This is a genomic window from Mannheimia granulomatis (genome assembly GCF_011455695.1).
Classification (GTDB): Bacteria; Pseudomonadota; Gammaproteobacteria; order Enterobacterales; family Pasteurellaceae; genus Mannheimia; species Mannheimia granulomatis_A.
This window is the reverse complement of record NZ_CP015030.1, coordinates 589,013-606,997: the sequence shown is the minus strand read 5'-3', so window position 1 is coordinate 606,997 and position 17,985 is coordinate 589,013. Positions and strand designations below refer to the sequence as shown.

The following is a 17,985-nucleotide window of genomic DNA, read 5'->3' as shown; positions in this document are numbered from 1 at the left end:
AAAAATTTGCAAATTTTTGGCCAATTTCAACCGCTTGCAACTATTTATAACGTTGAGTCCGGCTGGCCTCATCTTGTGCTTTCAGCCATGCCATTTTTTCTTTAATTTGCTTTTCCATTCCCCTTTCTGTCGGAAAATAGAATTGAGTATCTTTTAATTCAGGTGGAAAATAATTTTCTCCGGCTGCATAAGCATTTGGCTCGTTATGGGCGTAGCGATATTCTTCACCATAGCCTAAGGATTTCATTAAATTCGTTGGGGCATTACGTAAATGCTCAGGTACATCGTAATCTTTCGCCTCTTTAGCCAACCGTTTTGCCTCATTAAAGGCTTGATAGACCGCATTGCTTTTTGGTGCCACCGCAAGATAAATAATCGCCTGGGCAATCGCTCTTTCACCTTCATAAGCTCCCACTCGGGTAAAACAATCCCAAGCCGCAATCGCAATCTGCATAGCCCTTGGATCCGCATTTCCCACATCTTCCGAGGCAATCGCGAGTAATCTTCTGGCAACATAAAGCGGATCACCACCGGCCGTTAAAATACGAGCATACCAATACAAAGCACTGTCTGGCGAAGAGCCTCGAATAGATTTATGTAATGCAGAAATCAGATCATAATAACGATCACCACCTTTATCAAAACGGGCTTGTCGTTCACCTAAAACTTCGATCAGAAGGGTCTTGTTTAGCAACTTAGTCTCGCTTGTGCTTTCCGCCATATCCACCATTAACTCTAAGCAGTTGAGGGCAAAACGAGCATCACCATTAACATAGTCGGCCAGTAGTCTTAGCACATCATCTTCAAACTGCAAATTTTCATTGCCAAGACCTCGCTCTTTATCAAACACCGCTGTTTGCAAAACTTTTTCAATTTCAACCGCTTGTAAGGGCTTAAGAATATAAATTCTTGCACGTGAAAGTAATGCATTATTCAGCTCAAAAGAGGGATTTTCAGTAGTCGCCCCGATAAAGATAATGGTACCGTCTTCAATATGCGGTAAAAAAGCATCTTGCTGGCTTTTGTTGAAACGGTGGACTTCATCTACGAATAATAAAGTTCTTCTGCCCGATTGACAATTCAGCTTTGCCCGCTCAATTGCCTCTCGAATTTCTTTTACCCCGCTGGTAACAGCTGAAATACGTTCGACCTCAGCATCAAAATGGTGAGCAATAATTTCTGCTAAAGTAGTTTTACCGGTTCCCGGTGGGCCCCAGAAAATCATGGAGTGGCTATGCCCAGCCTCTATAGCTCTGCGAAGCGGTTTGCCTTCGCCAATCAAATGAGATTGACCGATGTATTCGCTTAAATTTCGAGGCCGCATGCGAGCTGCAAGCGGTCGAAAATCTTCTGCGAAATCAAAAGACAAACTGTTCATTTAAACCTCATCTCTTAGCGTAACCGTAATTGGCGGCGAATATGACGCATCAGCAAGAAAATCCATGGCCATAAGATACCGCTTATCACTGCACCTAAGAGCTCTTGAGAGTTAAATTCTGCACGATGCAACAGAAATTCAATAATAAAAATCGAGCAACGGATCAAAATAATATAAGCAATCACCAGTAAACTTTGTAACCAAAGGGAAAGATTACGCAAAATTAAATGATATTTCGCAACAAAGTAAATAGCGATCGATAGTACTAAAGCATGTATGCCTAAAATGGAACCAAGAATCAGATCCCACACAATGCCAGCAATAAAAGCTGTACCAACACTGATTTTATCCGGCAATGCAAGTACCCAGTAAATTAATACTAATACAATCCAATTTGGGCGTAAGCCTTGGAAACCAATAGGCCAAGGCATGATTTCCAATACAAATGAGACAACAAAAATGGCAATTAACACCAATAGCTGAAAAATCGGATTTGCTCTCATTTATTCAGCTCCTTGTTCGGTGTGATAATTTTCATGATTTTCGATATCCGGTTGCTCAGCCGGATTTTCAATAGTTTCATCCGCGTCTATCTGTTCTTCTTTTGCATCTAATTGAACTTCAACTTTCTTATTCGACATCTGTTTTAAACGTTCAAAAGGATTAATGCTGTTACGTCTTTCCTCTACGACCTCACGTACTTGTTCCGGCGATAAACTTTGGCTGTAATTTTTCTCTTCTGACGTTGGCCAAAGCAAAAGTAAATAGCGTAGCCTGTCGAATGAAGCTAGAGGACGCGCTACAATACGTGCAAATTGGCTTTTGGTATCGTTTTCAACAGTTTCTACAATCGCCACCGGATAACCTTCTGGGAAACGCCCTCCCAAACCTGATGTAACTAATACATCTCCTTTTACCACATCAATAGAACGTGGCAGGTTATCAACAATCAGCTCATTATTTCCGCCTGTACCATTTGCGATACCACGTACATCATTACGTAATACTTGAATAGGAATTGCGTGGGTGATATCGGTTAAAAGTAGCACTCGGCTTGATTTCTCACCCACTGAAATGACCTGACCTACCACACCTCGTTCATCAATAATCGGCTGTCCGACAAAAGCACCGTCCAAACGCCCTTGGTTTATTACTACTTGTTGGCGATATGCATCCATTTCGGCAGCCAATACCTCTGCAATTTTTTTATATTCATCTTGGCGAAGAGGAGAACTTAGCAACAGTCTTAAACGCTGATTTTCCACTTTAAGCTGATCAAGTAATAATAAATCCGCACTTTTTTCTCTTAATTGCTCTTTCAATAAATTATTTTCCATTTGCAATTTATTGTTATCGATAAAATTGCCACTAACGCCATCTAATATTGAGCGAGGAGTATTTGCAAAATAATATAATCCACTCACTGCAGTTTCAAGCATATTACGGGCTTGAATCATCAATGAGCTACGCCCATCAGAAAGAATAAGCGCAATAGAAAGTATTATCGCAATAATCAGACGCATGCCTAAAGAAGGCGTTTTAGCAAAAATCGGTTTCATTAGAGAAATATTATGTGAAATTTATGGGAATATATAATGAAAATTGACAATAGATCAGATCCATTGCCAACTTTCAATTTAATATCTGCTTAGAAAAAATACTTAATCATCGCTACTAAACACATCGCCACCGTGCATATCGATCATTTCTAATGCTTTACCGCCACCACGAGCAACACAGGTTAACGGATCTTCAGCAACAATCACTTGTACCCCGGTTGAATCAGAAAGTAGGCGATCTAAATTATGTAATAATGCACCACCACCGGTTAACACCATACCACGCTCAAAAATATCTGCTGCTAGCTCAGGAGGGCATTGTTCTAATACTGCTTTTACTGCTTCTACAATACCGTTTAATGGTTGCTCAATAGCTTCTAAAACATGTTTTGAGTTTAATTCAAATGTACGTGGTGCACCTTCTGCCAAGTTATGACCGTGTACTTCCATGGTTTTAACATCTTCATCAGACTCAATTTTTGCACTGGCGATTTCTTGTTTGATACGCTCTGCGGTAGCTTCACCGATTGCAGAACCGAAATGGCGACGAACATAAGCGATAATCGCTTCATCTAATTTATCGCCACCAATACGAACTGAGGTTGAATACACAATACCGTTTAAAGACAGTACTGCAACTTCAGTTGTACCACCACCAATATCAATAACCATAGAACCCATTGCTTCATGTACCGGTAAGCCGGCACCGATTGCAGCAGCCATTGGTTCTTCAATTAAATATACCTCACGTGCACCGGCACCAATTGCAGACTCTTTAATCGCACGACGTTCTACTTGCGTTGCACCGGCAGGCACACACACTAATACACGAGGACTTGGACGCATAAAGTTATTGCTATGCACTTGTTTGATAAAGTGTTGTAACATTTTTTCTGTAACGAAGAAATCAGCAATTACGCCATCTTTCATCGGACGGATTGCCATGATGCTTTTCGGTGTACGACCTAACATTAATTTCGCATGAGTACCAACTGCTGCAATGCTTTTTAATGATCCCATTCTATCTTGTCGGACTGCAACAACTGAAGGCTCATCTAATACAATACCCTGCCCTTTTACATAGACTAAAGTATTTGCTGTTCCGAGGTCGATAGAAAGATCATTTGAAAATAATCCTAAAAATTTTTTAAACATAAAAGAATCCGTCAAAATAAAATTGTTTAATAAATCAGGCACGTTTTATCGTGCGAATATTGCTGTTAAATATAGCAAAAAATAGGTCTATTCAGCAATGAAAAATTTAATTCTCTAAAAAATTTGCTCAATTAGCTGATAAGCATACACAATCAAACTAAAAGCAATAAAATACATAATCAGCCCTGTAATGGCATCTAGGATCTGCCAGGTTCTGCGTTTAGCAAAATAAGGTGAAAGTAACCTTGCCCCATAGCCAACGCCAAAAAACCAAAGAAATGAACAAATCAATGCCCCAGCTAAGAAATACATTTTGCCCTCAAAGCTCAGCTTTCCTCCAATACTACCCACAATCACCACTGTATCAATATAAACATGTGGATTTAAAAATGTAATGGCAAAGGTAATCATTAAGGCTTTTTGAAGGCTTGTTGCCGTTTCTCCACTTGCCGTTAAATAGTCTGTACTTTTAAATACGCTGATAAAAGAACGGCTGCCATAAGTCAATAAAAACAGCGCCCCTAATAGAGAAATAATTAGACTTAATATCGGCAATTCAGAAATGATCATTCCAAGTCCTAAGACGCCAACAGTCATTAACAGCACATCACCTAAAAAGCAGAGAGATGCAATCCAAAAAACATGCTGTTTTAAAATACCTTGTTTCAGTAAAAAAGCGTTTTGTGCCCCGATAGAAACAATTAAACCAAAGCAAACTACAAAACCTTGAATAAAAATATCCACTTTTTTCTCCAAAATGTATAACAAGCGGTCGATTATACAGAAAATTTTGCAAAAATTCGGTATAATTTATGCAGAAACTCTTTTGACTTAATAGGAAATTTTTTATGAGTAATATTATTCAGACCCCATCGTGCGTTGTGATTGCCATTGCTGGAGCTTCAGCATCAGGAAAAAGCTTAATTGCCTCAACCATTTATAAAGAATTAAAAAACGAATTGGGGACGGATAATATCGGTATTATTTCTGAAGATGCCTATTATAAAGACCAATCTCATCTCAGTATGGAAGAACGCATCAAAACCAATTATGACCACCCTAATTCAATGGATCATCATTTATTGGTTGAACATTTACGCCAATTAAAACAGGGTAATGCCATAGAAATTCCTGAATATGATTATACCGAGCATAACCGCAAAACTACCACCCGTCATTTTGAACCGAAAAAGATCATTATTTTGGAAGGGATTTTGTTGTTAACAGATGAAGAAATTCGTAATGAACTCAATGTGTCAATTTTCGTTGATGCACCATTAGATATCTGCTTTATCCGTCGCTTGCAACGAGATATGGTAGAACGTGGTCGCTCAATGGACTCGGTGATTACCCAATATCGCAAAACTGTTCGCCCGATGTTCTTACAATTTATCGAACCATCTAAACAATATGCCGATATTATTGTGCCAAAAGGTGGAAAAAACCGTATTGCGATTGATATTCTCAAAGCACAAATCAAGCAACTACTGAAATAGGAGCGACTCATGCGTTTATGTGATACAGATATTAAACGTTACCTAGATGAAGGCAAAATTACCATTACCCCTCGCCCGGCTGATGACAAAATTTCCGGGGCAACGGCTGATGTACGTTTAGGTAACTCATTTCGCGTATTTCGTGAACACAACACTCCATATATTGATTTAAGCGGGCCACGAGAAGAAGTTGCCGCCCAACTCAATAAAGTCATGAGTGATGAAATCATTATTGAAGATGGAGAAGCCTTTTTTCTACACCCCGGTGAACTCGCTCTTGCAACAACACTTGAATCCGTCAAACTGCCGGCAAATATTGTCGGCTGGCTGGATGGGCGTTCCTCTTTAGCAAGGTTAGGCTTAATGGTTCACGTTACCGCACACCGTATTGACCCGGGTTGGGAAGGTAAAATTGTGCTGGAATTTTTTAATGCTGGCAAATTACCTCTTGCCTTACGCCCCAATATGGCAATCGGGGCATTAAGTTTTGAAATCTTAAGTGGTGATGCAGCCAAACCATACAATGCCCGCAAAGATGCAAAATACAAAAATCAACAAAGTGCGATTTCAAGCCGAATTAACCAAGACTAAAAAATCATATTATTTGCAATAATATTACAATTATGTTAATTTCAAGTTGTTTGATTAAAATACAATAAGGAGAAACAGTATGTTACATTACGCAGTTGTATTTTTTATTATTGCCATTATCGCAGCGTTATTAGGCTTTGGTGGTATTGCAGGTAGTGCCACAGAAATTGCGAAAATTCTCTTTTTCGTATTCCTAGCGATCTCTGTTATCTCATTTTTCTTCAAGAGAAAATAGCAAGAATCAAAACACTATTTTAAACCACAGCCTTGGCTGTGGTTATTTTTTTGCAAAAAACCAGAAAAAAATAACCGCTTGTAAGCACAAAAAAAGCGGACTTTTGTCCGCTTTCCCTTCAAGAATAATTAGCTGTTTAATGCTCTTAAAATATCGTCCACACGCTCTTTCGCATCACCAAATAACATTTGGGTATTTTCTTTAAAGAACAGTGGGTTTTGCACACCGGCATAGCCTACTGCCATTGAGCGTTTGAATACGATAACGTTTTGTGCTTTCCAAACTTCAAGCACCGGCATGCCTGCGATTGGACTTGATGGATCGTCTAATGCAGCTGGGTTTACAGTATCATTTGCACCGATAACCAATACCACATCCGTTTCTTCGAAATCTTCGTTGATTTCATCCATTTCTAATACGACATCATAAGGCACCTTGGCTTCCGCTAATAATACGTTCATATGGCCCGGTAAACGACCTGCAACAGGGTGAATACCAAAACGTACATTTACGCCTTTTTCACGCAATTTCGCGGTAATTTCTGCAACCGGATATTGAGCTTGAGCAACGGCCATACCATACCCTGGAGTAATAATAACAGAGCTTGCGTTTTTCAACATTTCTGCAACTTCTTCCGCGTTGGTTTCACGGTGCTCACCATATTCTTCATCACCTTTGCTTGATTGCACATCATTACCAAAGCCGCCTGCAATCACACTGATAAATGAACGGTTCATTGCCTTACACATAATGTAAGAAAGAATTGCACCTGAAGAACCTACCAATGCCCCGGTGACAATTAATAAATCATTGCTTAGCATAAAACCTGCTGCAGCCGCAGCCCAACCGGAATAAGAGTTAAGCATTGACACCACAACCGGCATATCTGCACCACCGATAGAAGAGACCAAATGCCAACCAAACACTAAAGCAATGATCGTCATAATCAATACCGGGAAAATATTCTCCGGATGATTAAGGAAGACAATCATCAAGAACACAGATACGACGATTGCCGCTAAGTTCCATTTGTGTTTGTGTGGAATATTTAATGCCGCAGAAGAGACTTTGCGACCAAATAATTTGCCGCTTAATTTACCGAATGCAACAAGTGAACCGGAGAAGGTCACCGCACCGATAAAGATACCTAAGAACACTTCTACATTATGAATGTTCGCAAGAGTCGCTTGCTCGGCTAAAAATGCGGCTTGCGCTACCTCATCTAAATTTGCCGGCATTAATGCATTGGTATGTAAGCCGTAGCTGTTAAAACCAACTAATACGGCAGCTAAACCAACAAAACTGTGAAGAATTGCAACCAGCTCAGGCATTTCGGTCATTTCCACTTTAAGGGCTTTTTTCACCCCAATGAAGCCACCAATTGCCATTGCAATTAAGATCCAAACGGTGCCGTGTGATTGTGGTCCAAAAATTGTTGCCACTAAAGCAATTCCCATCCCTACAATACCATACCAGCAGCCTGCTTTTGCCGTTTCATGTTTAGAAAGACCGGCTAAGCTCATGATAAAGAGAATAGCTGCGATAATATAAGCAGCGGTAACAAATCCAAAAGACATAGTTTCGTTTCTCCTTAACCTTTTCTAAACATTGCAAGCATACGTTGCGTCACTTTAAAGCCACCAAAGATATTAATGCTGGCAACTAATATTGCAATAAATGCTAAAATATCAATAAAGAAATTACCGGTAGGTTGAGCAATTTGTAAAACCGCACCTACGATAATAATACCTGAAATCGCATTGGTTACCGCCATTAGTGGAGTGTGTAATGCGTGGCTGACATTCCAAACCACATAGTAACCCACTACACAGGCTAATACGAATACGGTAAAGTGCGATAAAAATGCAGCTGGTGCAACTGAAGCCAGCCATAGGAATAATGCACCCGCCCCAGCCATTACGCCATATTTCACACGTGGATCTGCAGGTTTTTCTTCTCTTTTGACCGCTTGTGGATTAGCTGCCGCTTGTTTTTGAGGCTGAGCCGAAACTTGAATCGGTGGAGCCGGCCAAGTTAATTCACCATCACGCACAACGGTTACGCCACGTAATACCACATCTTCAAAATTAATGTCGATTTGACCATCTTTGTTCGGAGCAAGTAATTTTAATAAATTAACTAAATTAGTACCGTAAAGTTGGGACGACTGTGTTGGCAAACGAGCCGGAAAATCCGTATAACCAATCACTTTCACTTGGTTATCGGTGACAAAAACTTCACCTGCTTTCGTATATTCACAGTTACCACCTGTAGCAGCAGCTAAATCCACAATCACTGAGCCAGGTTTCATAGAATCAACCATCTCACGGGTCAATAGACGCGGAGCCGGCTTACCCGGAATCGCTGCCGTAGTAATGATAATATCCACCTCTTTTGCTTGAGCGGCATAAAGCTCCATTGCACGGCGGTTAAACTCTTCCGACATCACTTTTGCATAGCCGTCACCGGAGCCACCCTCTTCTTCAAAATCAATTTCTAAGAAGTCAGCGCCCATTGATTTTACCTGTTCTTTTACTTCCGGACGGGAGTCAAAAGCACGCACAATCGCACCAAGACTGTTTGCCGCGCCAATTGCCGCTAAACCGGCAACACCTGCACCAATAACTAACACTTTCGCCGGTGGTACTTTACCTGCTGCGGTAATTTGACCGGTAAAGAAGCTGCCAAAGGAATTCGCTGCTTCAATCACGGCACGATAACCCGAAATATTTGCCATTGAGCTTAAAGCATCCAAGGCTTGCGCTCGAGAAATACGTGGTACTGCATCCATTGCCAGGACATTGATTTTTTTAGACTGCAACTTTTCCATCAATTGTGGATTTTGTGCCGGCCAAATAAAGCTAACCAAAGTTGCACCTTCTTTGATTAAATCAATTTCAGCCTCGGTTGGGGCATTTACTTTAAAGATAATGTCCGCATTCCAAACCTCTTGCTGAGTGCCGATACTTGCACCTGCATTAACAAATGCATTGTCTTCAAAACTGGCTTTAAAGCCTGCATTCTCTTCAATGAGGACATCAAAGCCAAGTTTTTTAATCTGCTCAACGGTCTTTGGCGTTGCCGCCACTCTGGTTTCACCGTCTAACAGCTCTCTTGGTACACCAATAAGCATAAAGACTCCTGTAATGTTGTGATTTAAAAGCTAAATGAATAGCCCGTTTAAGTTTAAAGAATCTCTTAAATGTACCACTAAATAAAGCAGATTGGTAAAAAAATCTCTAAATTTAAAGGGATATTACTGATTTTTTTCAAATTTCCAGCGATAACAAATTTTGCTACACTATTGAAAGATAAAAATTTAACAAAAAAGAAACAAACTCCAATGCAGATTCTCGATCAAATTCACATTATTCTTGTTGAAACGTCACTCCCGGCCAATATAGGCTCAGCAGCCCGAGCAATGAAAACAATGGGCCTAGCTCAGCTACGTTTAGTTGCCCCAAAGCATCCAATAGATGAACAAGCATACGCCCTTGCTGCCGGTGCTAAAGATGTGCTGGATAACGCCCAAATTTTCTCTTCTTTTGATGAGGCAATTGCCGATTGTCAGCTTGTAATAGGCACCAGTGCCAGACTTCGTCATTTGCAAAGCACCTTAATTGAGCCGAGAGAATGTGGTGAATTAGTGCTACACCGTGCGACACGAGGCAAGGCCGCTATTGTCTTCGGGCGAGAGCGAGTTGGGCTAACCAATGAAGAGCTGCTCAAATGCCACTATCACCTGAATTTTCCAACTAACCCCGATTACGGCTCATTGAATCTTGCAATGGCAGTTCAATTGGCAAGTTACGAAATCCGAATGGCATATTTGCAAAATTCTCAAGAAAAACGACCGCTTGCAGAACAAAAAGAGTACCCTACCGCACAGGCGTTAGAACATTTTTTTGATCACACTGAACGCGTGTATAAAGAGTTGGGCTTTATTCGTAATGAAGCTGTAATGCTAAAACTTCGCCGTCTTTATCAACGAGCAGAATTAGAAAGTAATGAACTGAATTTATTGAGGGGAATGCTCACTGCGGTTGAAAAATCCAAATAGAAACCAACAAAAAACGGTAAGGAGTGTACCTTACCGTTTTCTCATTTTTTAATACATTATTTCTTTAAATTCAATAGTTTATTTGAACTCTCTAGAATACTATCAAAGGTCGCATCGCCTTTTAGTTGCTCTTCTGTCATCGGTTCGATTTTCCAGATATTTTTTGCATAATCCATCACTGAACGGTCTGATGAGAAGTAGCCCATATTCGCAATATTGATAATCGCAGAACGAGTCCAAGCCTGCTTATTCCGGTAGGCTTGCGCGACTTTTTCCTGAGCTTCTACATAACTACGGTAATCTGCACAAGCTTGGTAGTAGTCGCCCGAATTTAAGATGAGATCTTGATAACGGTATGGATCTTCTGGTGAGAATTTACCACTTAAAATTTGAGAAATCGCCTCATTCAGCTCACTGTCTTTTTCATAGTAGTGATATGGCGAATAGCCATTGCGGCGAAGTTCTTCCACTTGTTCCACTTCGTTACCGAAAATAAAAATATTTTCTTTACCCACACACTCTAAAATTTCTACGTTTGCCCCATCTAGTGTGCCAATCGTTAAAGCACCGTTTAAGGCAAATTTCATATTAGAAGTGCCTGATGCCTCAGTTCCTGCAAGAGATATCTGTTCAGACACATCCGCTGCCGGAATAATCATTTGAGCAAGAGATACACCATAGTTTGGAATAAAGACCACTTTGATTAAATCATTAATGCGAGGATCGTTATTTACTACATTTGCCACATCATTGATTAAACGAATCACTTTTTTCGCCGCATAGTAAGCGCTTGCCGCTTTACCGGCAAAGATGAATACTCGTGGAGTCCAATCAGCACTCGGATTTTTCAAAATGCGATTATACAATGTGATAATGTGTAACACATTCATTTGTTGGCGTTTGTATTTGTGGATTCGTTTAACCTGCACATCAAAAATCGCCTCCGGATTTAATTTAATGCCTTGGGTTTCTTCCACATATTTTGCCAAGCTGCGTTTGTTTTCGGTTTTCACTGCCGCAATTTCTGCTTGCACGTCCGCATCGTCCGCAAACGCATTGAATTTTTCAAGCTCACTTAAATCGGTTAGCCATTTATTACCAATACATTTATCTAAAATATTCGCTAAGCCCGGGTTAGCGATTTTTATCCAACGGCGAGGTGTTACACCGTTCGTCACATTTGTGAATCGGTTAGGGAAAATGCGGGCGAAGTCAGCAAAAATTGATTCCACCATTAAATCTGAGTGAATTTTCGCAACACCATTTACTTTCGTTGAAGCAACTACTGCAAGCCATGCCATACGCACTCGACGATCACCTTGCTCATCAATTAATGAGACACGAGAGATAAAATCGTTATCATCCGGAAATTGGCTGCGAACTTGCTCTAAGAAATGTTCGTTAATATCAAAAATAATCTCCAAATGGCGAGGTAAAATTCTTGCTAACATTTCCACCGGCCAGGTTTCCAACGCTTCACTCATTAAGGTGTGATTGGTATAGAAGAAAATTTTGTGTGTCATCGCCCAAGCCTGTTCCCAAGAGTAGCCTTTTTCGTCAATTAAAATACGCATTAATTCAGGCACAGCAAGGGTTGGGTGGGTATCATTTAAATGAATTGCCACTTTATCGGCTAAATTCACACAAGAGCCAAACTCCGCTTCATGGCGGCGAATAATATCTTGCACTGATGCTGAGCATAAGAAATATTCTTGGCGTAAACGTAATTCTCTGCCGTTGTAAGTCGAATCATCAGGATACAGCACACGAGAGACATTTTCCGAGCTGTTTTGTTTTACCATCGCAGCAAAATAGTCGCCACGGTTGAAATCAGATAAACCAAAACCTTTACCAGATGCGTGAGCAGACCATAAACGTAAGCTATTGGTTGAGGTCGTCTCAAAACCCGGAATGAGTTGATCGTGAGCTTGTGCCATAATTTCTTCTTCCGGCTGCCACACTACTTTTTTACCTTCACGCCAAGTTTTCCCGCCAAAACGCACTGGGAAGCGCTTACTCGAACGTAAATATGGCCATACAAATTCATTTTCCAACCATTCATCAGGCTGCTCAACTTGCTCACCATTACGAATTTCTTGTCGGAACATACCATATTCATATTGAATGCCGTAACCGATAGCCGGAATCTTCATCGTAGCCAAACTATCCATATAGCACGCTGCCAAACGCCCCAAACCACCATTACCTAAGCCTGGATCGCCCTCTTCATTGATTATTGCTTCCAGATCTTGCCCTAACTCTTTTAACGCAGCGCCAACAAGCTCATAGACCCCTTCTGAAATCATTGCATTACTGAAAGTCCGTCCCATCAAAAACTCCATTGACAAGTAATAGACTCGACGACTTCCATTCGCCACTTGGCTGCGGCGGGTTTGTAACCAATCTTCGGTAGATAAATCACGCACCACTCGAAGTGTGGCATTTAGCCAATTGCGTTTGCTTGCATCACGAGGCTCCACCCCCAATGCAAAAACCATTTTGTGTAAAATAGCATTTTTGACATTTTTAATCATTTCAGGACTTAATGACTGGCTGCCCATTTGATATATTCCTCTCGCTTTTTATACAATTACAAGCGGTCAAATTTGCAAGATTTTTTGCCAATATGACCGCTTGTTGCAATGTAAATCTAAATTAAATAATTTCGTGATATAAATTTTGATACTGCTCTGCCACTTTTGCCCAACCAAAATCTTGTGCTAACGCATTTTGGCGAACACTTGACCATAATTTCTGTTTCTGCCATAAGCTAATAGCTCGCATTGCGGCATCTAAAAATGCAGGTGCATCAGGATAATCAAACACAAAGCCTGTTGCTGTGCGGTTTTCAATGCTTTCTTTATGGCTATCAAACACCGTATCCGCTAAACCCCCAGTGCGACGGACAAGCGGTAAGGTTCCGTATTTCAAGCCATAAAGTTGAGTTAAGCCACAAGGCTCAAAACGACTTGGGACTAAAATCAGATCGCCACCAGCAATAATTTGATGCGATAAAGCTTCATCATAACCAATTTTCACGCCGATTTGGTTCGGATATTTATGTTGGAAATAGCGTAAGGCATTTTCTAAATCCGGCGAGCCACTACCCAGCACCACAATTTGCACATTATGCTGCATTAAGGTATCAATATTAGCCAATAGGAAATCCGCTCCTTTTTGTTCGGTTAAACGGGTTACCATTACCATCAATAGAGCTTCTTTATCTTCCGGCAAACCAAAAATACGTTGCAATTCTGCTTTGTTTTTCGCTTTACCGTGCATATAGTTCGGGCGGTAATTGGCAATAATATTTGGATCGATTTCCGGATCCCATACCTCACCATCCACCCCATTTAAAATACCACGTAACCTACCTTGATATTGACGGGTTGCTAATAAACCGTGCAAGCCTGCACCGGCAATTTCTTCAGTAATTTCACGAGCATAGGTTGGGCTGACGGTAGTAATACGGTCGGCAAAATATAAGCCGGCTTTTAGGTAGGAAATTTCACCGTAGAATTCCAAACCTTCCGCGTGGAAAAATTCCCACGGTAAGCCAAGTTCCGCCAAATGGAAAGCGTTAAAACGCCCGAGATAAGCAATATTGTGAATGGTAAATACACTTTTTACCGAACTTCCCCAGCTTTTTAGGTAAGCACAGGCAAGACCTGCCTGCCAATCATGAGCGTGTAGGACATCTGCTCCCCCCCACCAATGATCTAGCCCTTGTGCTAACTGCGCACCAATATAGCCCAACAAAGCAAAACGTTTATAATTATCGGGATAATCTTGATAATTACTGTCGTGATAAGGGTTACCCTCACGCATAAATAGATGTGGGGCATCAATTACATACACACCCACACCATTAAAATAAGCAAATCTAACCGTTACTAAACCAGCAAAAGTCCCGATTGTGGCAACTTCTACTGTTTCACCCAATGTTTGGGTAACTTTAGGATAGTAAGGAATTAATACTCTAACATCATTACCCGCTTGTTGTTGCGCAAAAGGTAATGCCCCCATTACATCAGCAAGCCCGCCAGTTTTAATAAGAGGGTACATTTCAGAGCAAACATGTAAAACTTTCATTTTATAACCATTGCAAATTTTTTATAAAAAAAGACCGCTTGAATCACAATACTTCGGGTGTTCCAAACCCGAAGCATTATATCATCAATATTTAAATTGTATATTTAATATCCGAACACACTTCTTTTCCGGCAAGCTTATCCAGCATTTTTTGTGTAACTAACACAATACCTTCTTTACTCACACGGAAATGTTTCTCATCATCTTCCAAATTCACACCGATTTGTAATCCATCAGGCAGCACGCAATGACGGTCAATCACTGCACGTTTGATAATACAGTTTTTCCCAATTGTTACCTGTGGCAGAATAACCGCATGTTCGATCACTGATTCAGCCTCAACATGAACACGGTTAAACAGTACCGAGTTACTGATTTCTGCATCGGTAATCACACAACCACCAGCAATGAGGGAGTTGTCTAGGGTTCTGGCACGAGCTCGATTATAGAAAAAACGAGCCGGTGCAGTTTGCTGCGGGCGACCATGAATTGGCCAAGATTCATCATATAAGTCTAATTCCGGTTCTTCAGAGACTAAATCCATGTGAGCGGCCCAATAACTATCAATAGTTCCCACATCACGCCAATAAATTGCCCCACTTGCATTACGCCCTTTGCAAGAACGTTCAAAAGGATGAGCATATAACACGCCTTGTTCAACCGCTTTTGGAATGATATCTTTACCGAAATCATGTGAAGTTCCCGGTGTTGAAGCTTCTTTTTCCAGCATTTCATAGAGATAATCTGCATTAAAAACATAGATTCCCATTGAGGCCAGAGATGATTCAGGCTTGCCCGGCATTGATGGTGGGTCAGCCGGTTTTTCTACAAATTCTTTGACTTTTAATTTTTCATTTACCGCCATCACACCAAATTCTGTGGCCTGCGAACGAGGTACTTCAATACAGCCGACAGTACATTTTGCCCCTTTATCCACATGATCTTTCAACATTTGGGTATAATCCATTTTGTATATATGATCTCCGGCTAAAATCACCACATATTTCGGACGATAGTGCGATTTCATCATCGCCATATTCTGATAGACAGCATCAGCAGTACCACGATACCACGTGTTTTCATCTAATTGCTGGCGAGCCGGTAACATATCAATATATTGATTACGTTCATAAGGCAAGAATGACCAACCTCGTTGTAAATGACGCAACAATGAGTGAGCAGCATATTGGGTGATCACGCCAATTTTCAATAAGTTAGAGTTAATACAGTTCGATAAAGCGAAGTCGATAATACGGCGACTTCCACCAAAATAGACTGCAGGTTTTGCACGTTTATCAGTCAATTCATACAAACGAGACCCCCGTCCACCGGCTAAAATTAAAACTAAAGTATCGTTAGTCAGATCCTGTCTGGCAACAAGTGCCGTTGATTCTTGATTAAGCATGTTGTGTCTCCAATGTTGCTGTGTGAATTGCATCACTTTTTTGAAGTACGCATACTCCCATATCATTGAGTGTAACTGCTTGCGTGTCTGTCATCAAAGTTCCTGTTATTTGCCCTAAAACCACTGTCCAGTTGCCTTCAGGCAATCGAAATTGCTGTTTCTGGCGTTTGGCATTAACCAAAAACAACCACTTATCCTGTAATAAAATTGCCATTTCTTTTAAGGCATTATTATGCCAATCACTAATTTGCATAGACTGTGCCGAAACATTCAGCCAACTGACCGATTGGCTATCCCACCATTTATTTTGTTTTGAGAGTAGCGGGATTTTTTTGCGTAGCGCAATTAATGCCGCTACATAATCTATCCGTGCTTGGTTGGCTTTTTCCCAATCCAACCAAGCGGTTTCATTATCTTGGCAATAACAGTTATTATTACCCTGCTGGCTATGTCCCATTTCATCGCCGGCAAGCAGCATCGGCACACCGGCAGATAAAAATAACGTCGCCAATAGCCCACAAGCGGTCATTTCTCGCTGATTTTTTACCGATTCATCATCGGTTTCGCCCTCAACGCCATGGTTGTAGCTGTAATTCTCATTATCTCCGTCACGATTTTGTTCGCCGTTAGCAAAATTATGTTTTTGGTTATAGCTGACTAAATCTTGCAGATTAAAGCCATCGTGCGAGGCAATAAAATTAATGCTTCTAGAAGATGTGTGCTTAGAAAAAATATCATCGCTGCCGGCAAAACGGCAGGCAAACAACCCCAAATCACCTTTTTGTTGTAGCCATAAACATCGCATATCATCACGGTAACGATCGTTCCATTGATAAAAGGATTCCGGAAATCTGCCTAATTGGTAACCCTCTGTGCCGATATCCCAAGGCTCAGCAATCAATTTAGTATGGGCTAATCTCGAACAACTTTTGATTGCTTTAAAAAAATCTGCTTTTTCGGAAAAATGAGGCGTTCTACCTAAAATTGAAGCTAAATCAAAACGGAAGCCATCGATGTGACACTCCTCCACCCAATAGTACAAGCAATCGATTGCCCAACGAAGTATATAAGGATTGTTTAAATTTAATGTGTTTCCGCAGCCTGTCCAATTCTCATAGTCACCTTGCTCATTTTGCCAATAGGCATGGTTATCAATCCCTCGAAAACTCAGCATTGGACCATTTTTATCGCTTTCCGCGGTATGGTTAAATACCACATCCATAATCACTTCAATATTCGCTTGATGAAGCGTTTTCACCATTTGCTTAAATTCTAGCAATGGATTTTGTTTATCTGCAGCTAATCTCGGATCTACGGCAAAATGACCTAACACATTGTAGCCCCAATAATTCACTAAGCCTTGCTTCTGCAAATGGGTCTCATCGATGTGGTAAGTAACTGGCAGTAATTCCACCGCAGTAATGCCAAGTTTTTTCAAATGTGCGATTGATGCCGAGTGTGCCAAGCCTGCAAAAGTACCTCTTATTGATTGTGGTACATTAAGATTAAGCTTACTAAAGCCTTTAACCTGCAACTCATAAATAATGGTTTCTTCCCAAGGGGTAAAAAGCTGACAATCCTGTTCCCAATCAAATTTTTCATCAACAACAATTGATTTTGGAGCGAAATGGGCATTATCACGCTCATCGATCCAAATGTACCATGAGGCTGCTTCAACGCTACTTAAATCAGGTGTGCCTGTAATCGCTTTAGCGTAAGGGTCGAGTAATAATTTATTTTCATTAAACAAAAAGCCGCGATTTTCATCTACTACACCTTTTACCCGATAACCATATTTTGTACCGGCACCGATTCCTGGCACAAAAACATGCCACGTCCCCTCTGTGCAGTACATTGGAACACGGTGTTCTTGGTTATGCTCATCAAAAACAGACAATGTTATAGCGGTCGCATTTTCAGAAAAAATTGCAAAATTTGTGCCAAATTTGCCCGCTTGTACAGAAGTCTGACTGCCAAATGGAAAAGGCTTTCCTTTAAAATAGTGCATCATCTT

The 17,985-nt window shown here is 40.8% G+C and carries 15 protein-coding genes; 4 read left to right on the top strand and 11 right to left on the bottom strand.

Annotated elements, in window-relative coordinates; translation table 11 throughout:
• Positions 1 to 40 precede the first annotated feature (40 nt).
• The 5 genes from A4G16_RS03030 to A4G16_RS03010 form a co-directional block, all read right to left on the bottom strand.
• Positions 41 to 1,378: a replication-associated recombination protein A gene (locus A4G16_RS03030; protein ID WP_165888636.1), complete on the bottom strand. Its 1,338-nt coding sequence runs from the start codon at positions 1,376 to 1,378 to the stop codon at positions 41 to 43.
• Between the two features lie 14 nt (positions 1,379 to 1,392).
• A complete protein-coding gene (gene mreD, locus A4G16_RS03025) occupies positions 1,393 to 1,881 on the bottom strand; it encodes a rod shape-determining protein MreD (protein ID WP_027074829.1) in 489 nt (162 codons plus the stop codon).
• Entirely contained in the window at positions 1,882 to 2,937 is a 1,056-nt protein-coding gene (gene mreC / locus A4G16_RS03020; RefSeq protein ID WP_165888635.1) for a rod shape-determining protein MreC, read from the bottom strand.
• Between the two features lie 102 nt (positions 2,938 to 3,039).
• Positions 3,040 to 4,092 carry a rod shape-determining protein gene (locus tag A4G16_RS03015; protein WP_042803828.1) on the bottom strand — a complete coding sequence of 351 codons (1,053 nt, stop codon included), beginning with the start codon at positions 4,090 to 4,092 and terminating at the stop codon, positions 3,040 to 3,042.
• A gap of 114 nt (positions 4,093 to 4,206) precedes the next feature.
• Positions 4,207 to 4,836, bottom strand: a complete 630-nt coding sequence (locus A4G16_RS03010) for a LysE/ArgO family amino acid transporter (RefSeq protein WP_042803830.1) — start codon at positions 4,834 to 4,836, stop codon at positions 4,207 to 4,209.
• A 104-nt stretch (positions 4,837 to 4,940) separates the two neighbouring features.
• Between A4G16_RS03010 and udk the strand changes: the two genes are divergently transcribed.
• The 3 genes from udk (at position 4,941) to A4G16_RS02995 (ending at position 6,414) form a co-directional block, all read left to right on the top strand.
• Positions 4,941 to 5,588, top strand: a complete 648-nt coding sequence (gene udk, locus A4G16_RS03005; RefSeq protein WP_027074833.1) for a uridine kinase — start codon at positions 4,941 to 4,943, stop codon at positions 5,586 to 5,588.
• 9 nt (positions 5,589 to 5,597) lie between these two features.
• Positions 5,598 to 6,179 (top strand): dCTP deaminase, encoded by a 582-nt coding sequence (gene dcd, locus A4G16_RS03000; RefSeq protein ID WP_042803832.1) that lies wholly within the window; start codon positions 5,598 to 5,600, stop codon positions 6,177 to 6,179.
• 79 nt (positions 6,180 to 6,258) lie between these two features.
• Positions 6,259 to 6,414, top strand: a complete 156-nt coding sequence (locus tag A4G16_RS02995) for a DUF1328 domain-containing protein (protein WP_165888634.1) — start codon at positions 6,259 to 6,261, stop codon at positions 6,412 to 6,414.
• Between the two features lie 128 nt (positions 6,415 to 6,542).
• Here A4G16_RS02995 and pntB read toward each other — a convergent pair whose 3' ends face one another.
• Complete coding sequence (pntB, locus tag A4G16_RS02990; protein WP_165888633.1) at positions 6,543 to 7,991, bottom strand: Re/Si-specific NAD(P)(+) transhydrogenase subunit beta; 1,449 nt, start codon at positions 7,989 to 7,991, stop codon at positions 6,543 to 6,545.
• Between the two features lie 14 nt (positions 7,992 to 8,005).
• Positions 8,006 to 9,547, bottom strand: a complete 1,542-nt coding sequence (gene pntA / locus A4G16_RS02985; protein ID WP_165888632.1) for a Re/Si-specific NAD(P)(+) transhydrogenase subunit alpha — start codon at positions 9,545 to 9,547, stop codon at positions 8,006 to 8,008.
• 210 nt (positions 9,548 to 9,757) lie between these two features.
• Between pntA and trmJ the strand changes: the two genes are divergently transcribed.
• Positions 9,758 to 10,474: a tRNA (cytosine(32)/uridine(32)-2'-O)-methyltransferase TrmJ gene (trmJ, locus tag A4G16_RS02980; protein ID WP_165888631.1), complete on the top strand. Its 717-nt coding sequence runs from the start codon at positions 9,758 to 9,760 to the stop codon at positions 10,472 to 10,474.
• A 56-nt stretch (positions 10,475 to 10,530) separates the two neighbouring features.
• Here trmJ and A4G16_RS02975 read toward each other — a convergent pair whose 3' ends face one another.
• The 4 genes from A4G16_RS02975 to glgX form a co-directional block, all read right to left on the bottom strand.
• Positions 10,531 to 13,035: a glycogen/starch/alpha-glucan phosphorylase gene (locus A4G16_RS02975; RefSeq protein WP_165888630.1), complete on the bottom strand. Its 2,505-nt coding sequence runs from the start codon at positions 13,033 to 13,035 to the stop codon at positions 10,531 to 10,533.
• 94 nt (positions 13,036 to 13,129) lie between these two features.
• Entirely contained in the window at positions 13,130 to 14,566 is a 1,437-nt protein-coding gene (glgA, locus tag A4G16_RS02970; protein WP_165888629.1) for a glycogen synthase GlgA, read from the bottom strand.
• Positions 14,567 to 14,657: 91 nt separating this feature from the next.
• The gene (glgC, locus tag A4G16_RS02965; protein WP_165888628.1) at positions 14,658 to 15,971 is read right to left on the bottom strand and encodes a glucose-1-phosphate adenylyltransferase; all 1,314 of its coding nucleotides are present in this window, start codon (positions 15,969 to 15,971) and stop codon (positions 14,658 to 14,660) included.
• Positions 15,964 to 17,979, bottom strand: coding sequence for a glycogen debranching protein GlgX (gene glgX / locus A4G16_RS02960; protein ID WP_165889885.1), 2,016 nt, complete (start codon positions 17,977 to 17,979; stop codon positions 15,964 to 15,966). The genes glgC and glgX overlap by 8 nt, the downstream gene beginning before the upstream one ends.
• Positions 17,980 to 17,985: the final 6 nt, after the last annotated feature.

Excerpts from the sequence above, each read along its gene's own strand:
- A4G16_RS03030 (WP_165888636.1), bottom strand. The coding sequence starts at position 1,378 with ATGAACAGTTTGTCTTTTGATTTCGCAGAAGATTTTCGACCGCTTGCA.
- mreD (WP_027074829.1), bottom strand. The coding sequence starts at position 1,881 with ATGAGAGCAAATCCGATTTTTCAGCTATTGGTGTTAATTGCCATTTTT.
- mreC (WP_165888635.1), bottom strand. The coding sequence starts at position 2,937 with ATGAAACCGATTTTTGCTAAAACGCCTTCTTTAGGCATGCGTCTGATT.
- A4G16_RS03015 (WP_042803828.1), bottom strand. The coding sequence starts at position 4,092 with ATGTTTAAAAAATTTTTAGGATTATTTTCAAATGATCTTTCTATCGAC.
- udk (WP_027074833.1), top strand. The coding sequence starts at position 4,941 with ATGAGTAATATTATTCAGACCCCATCGTGCGTTGTGATTGCCATTGCT.
- dcd (WP_042803832.1), top strand. The coding sequence starts at position 5,598 with ATGCGTTTATGTGATACAGATATTAAACGTTACCTAGATGAAGGCAAA.
- A4G16_RS02995 (WP_165888634.1), top strand. The coding sequence starts at position 6,259 with ATGTTACATTACGCAGTTGTATTTTTTATTATTGCCATTATCGCAGCG.
- pntB (WP_165888633.1), bottom strand. The coding sequence starts at position 7,991 with ATGTCTTTTGGATTTGTTACCGCTGCTTATATTATCGCAGCTATTCTC.
- pntA (WP_165888632.1), bottom strand. The coding sequence starts at position 9,547 with ATGCTTATTGGTGTACCAAGAGAGCTGTTAGACGGTGAAACCAGAGTG.
- trmJ (WP_165888631.1), top strand. The coding sequence starts at position 9,758 with ATGCAGATTCTCGATCAAATTCACATTATTCTTGTTGAAACGTCACTC.
- A4G16_RS02975 (WP_165888630.1), bottom strand. The coding sequence starts at position 13,035 with ATGGGCAGCCAGTCATTAAGTCCTGAAATGATTAAAAATGTCAAAAAT.
- glgA (WP_165888629.1), bottom strand. The coding sequence starts at position 14,566 with ATGAAAGTTTTACATGTTTGCTCTGAAATGTACCCTCTTATTAAAACT.
- glgC (WP_165888628.1), bottom strand. The coding sequence starts at position 15,971 with ATGCTTAATCAAGAATCAACGGCACTTGTTGCCAGACAGGATCTGACT.
- glgX (WP_165889885.1), bottom strand. The coding sequence starts at position 17,979 with ATGCACTATTTTAAAGGAAAGCCTTTTCCATTTGGCAGTCAGACTTCT.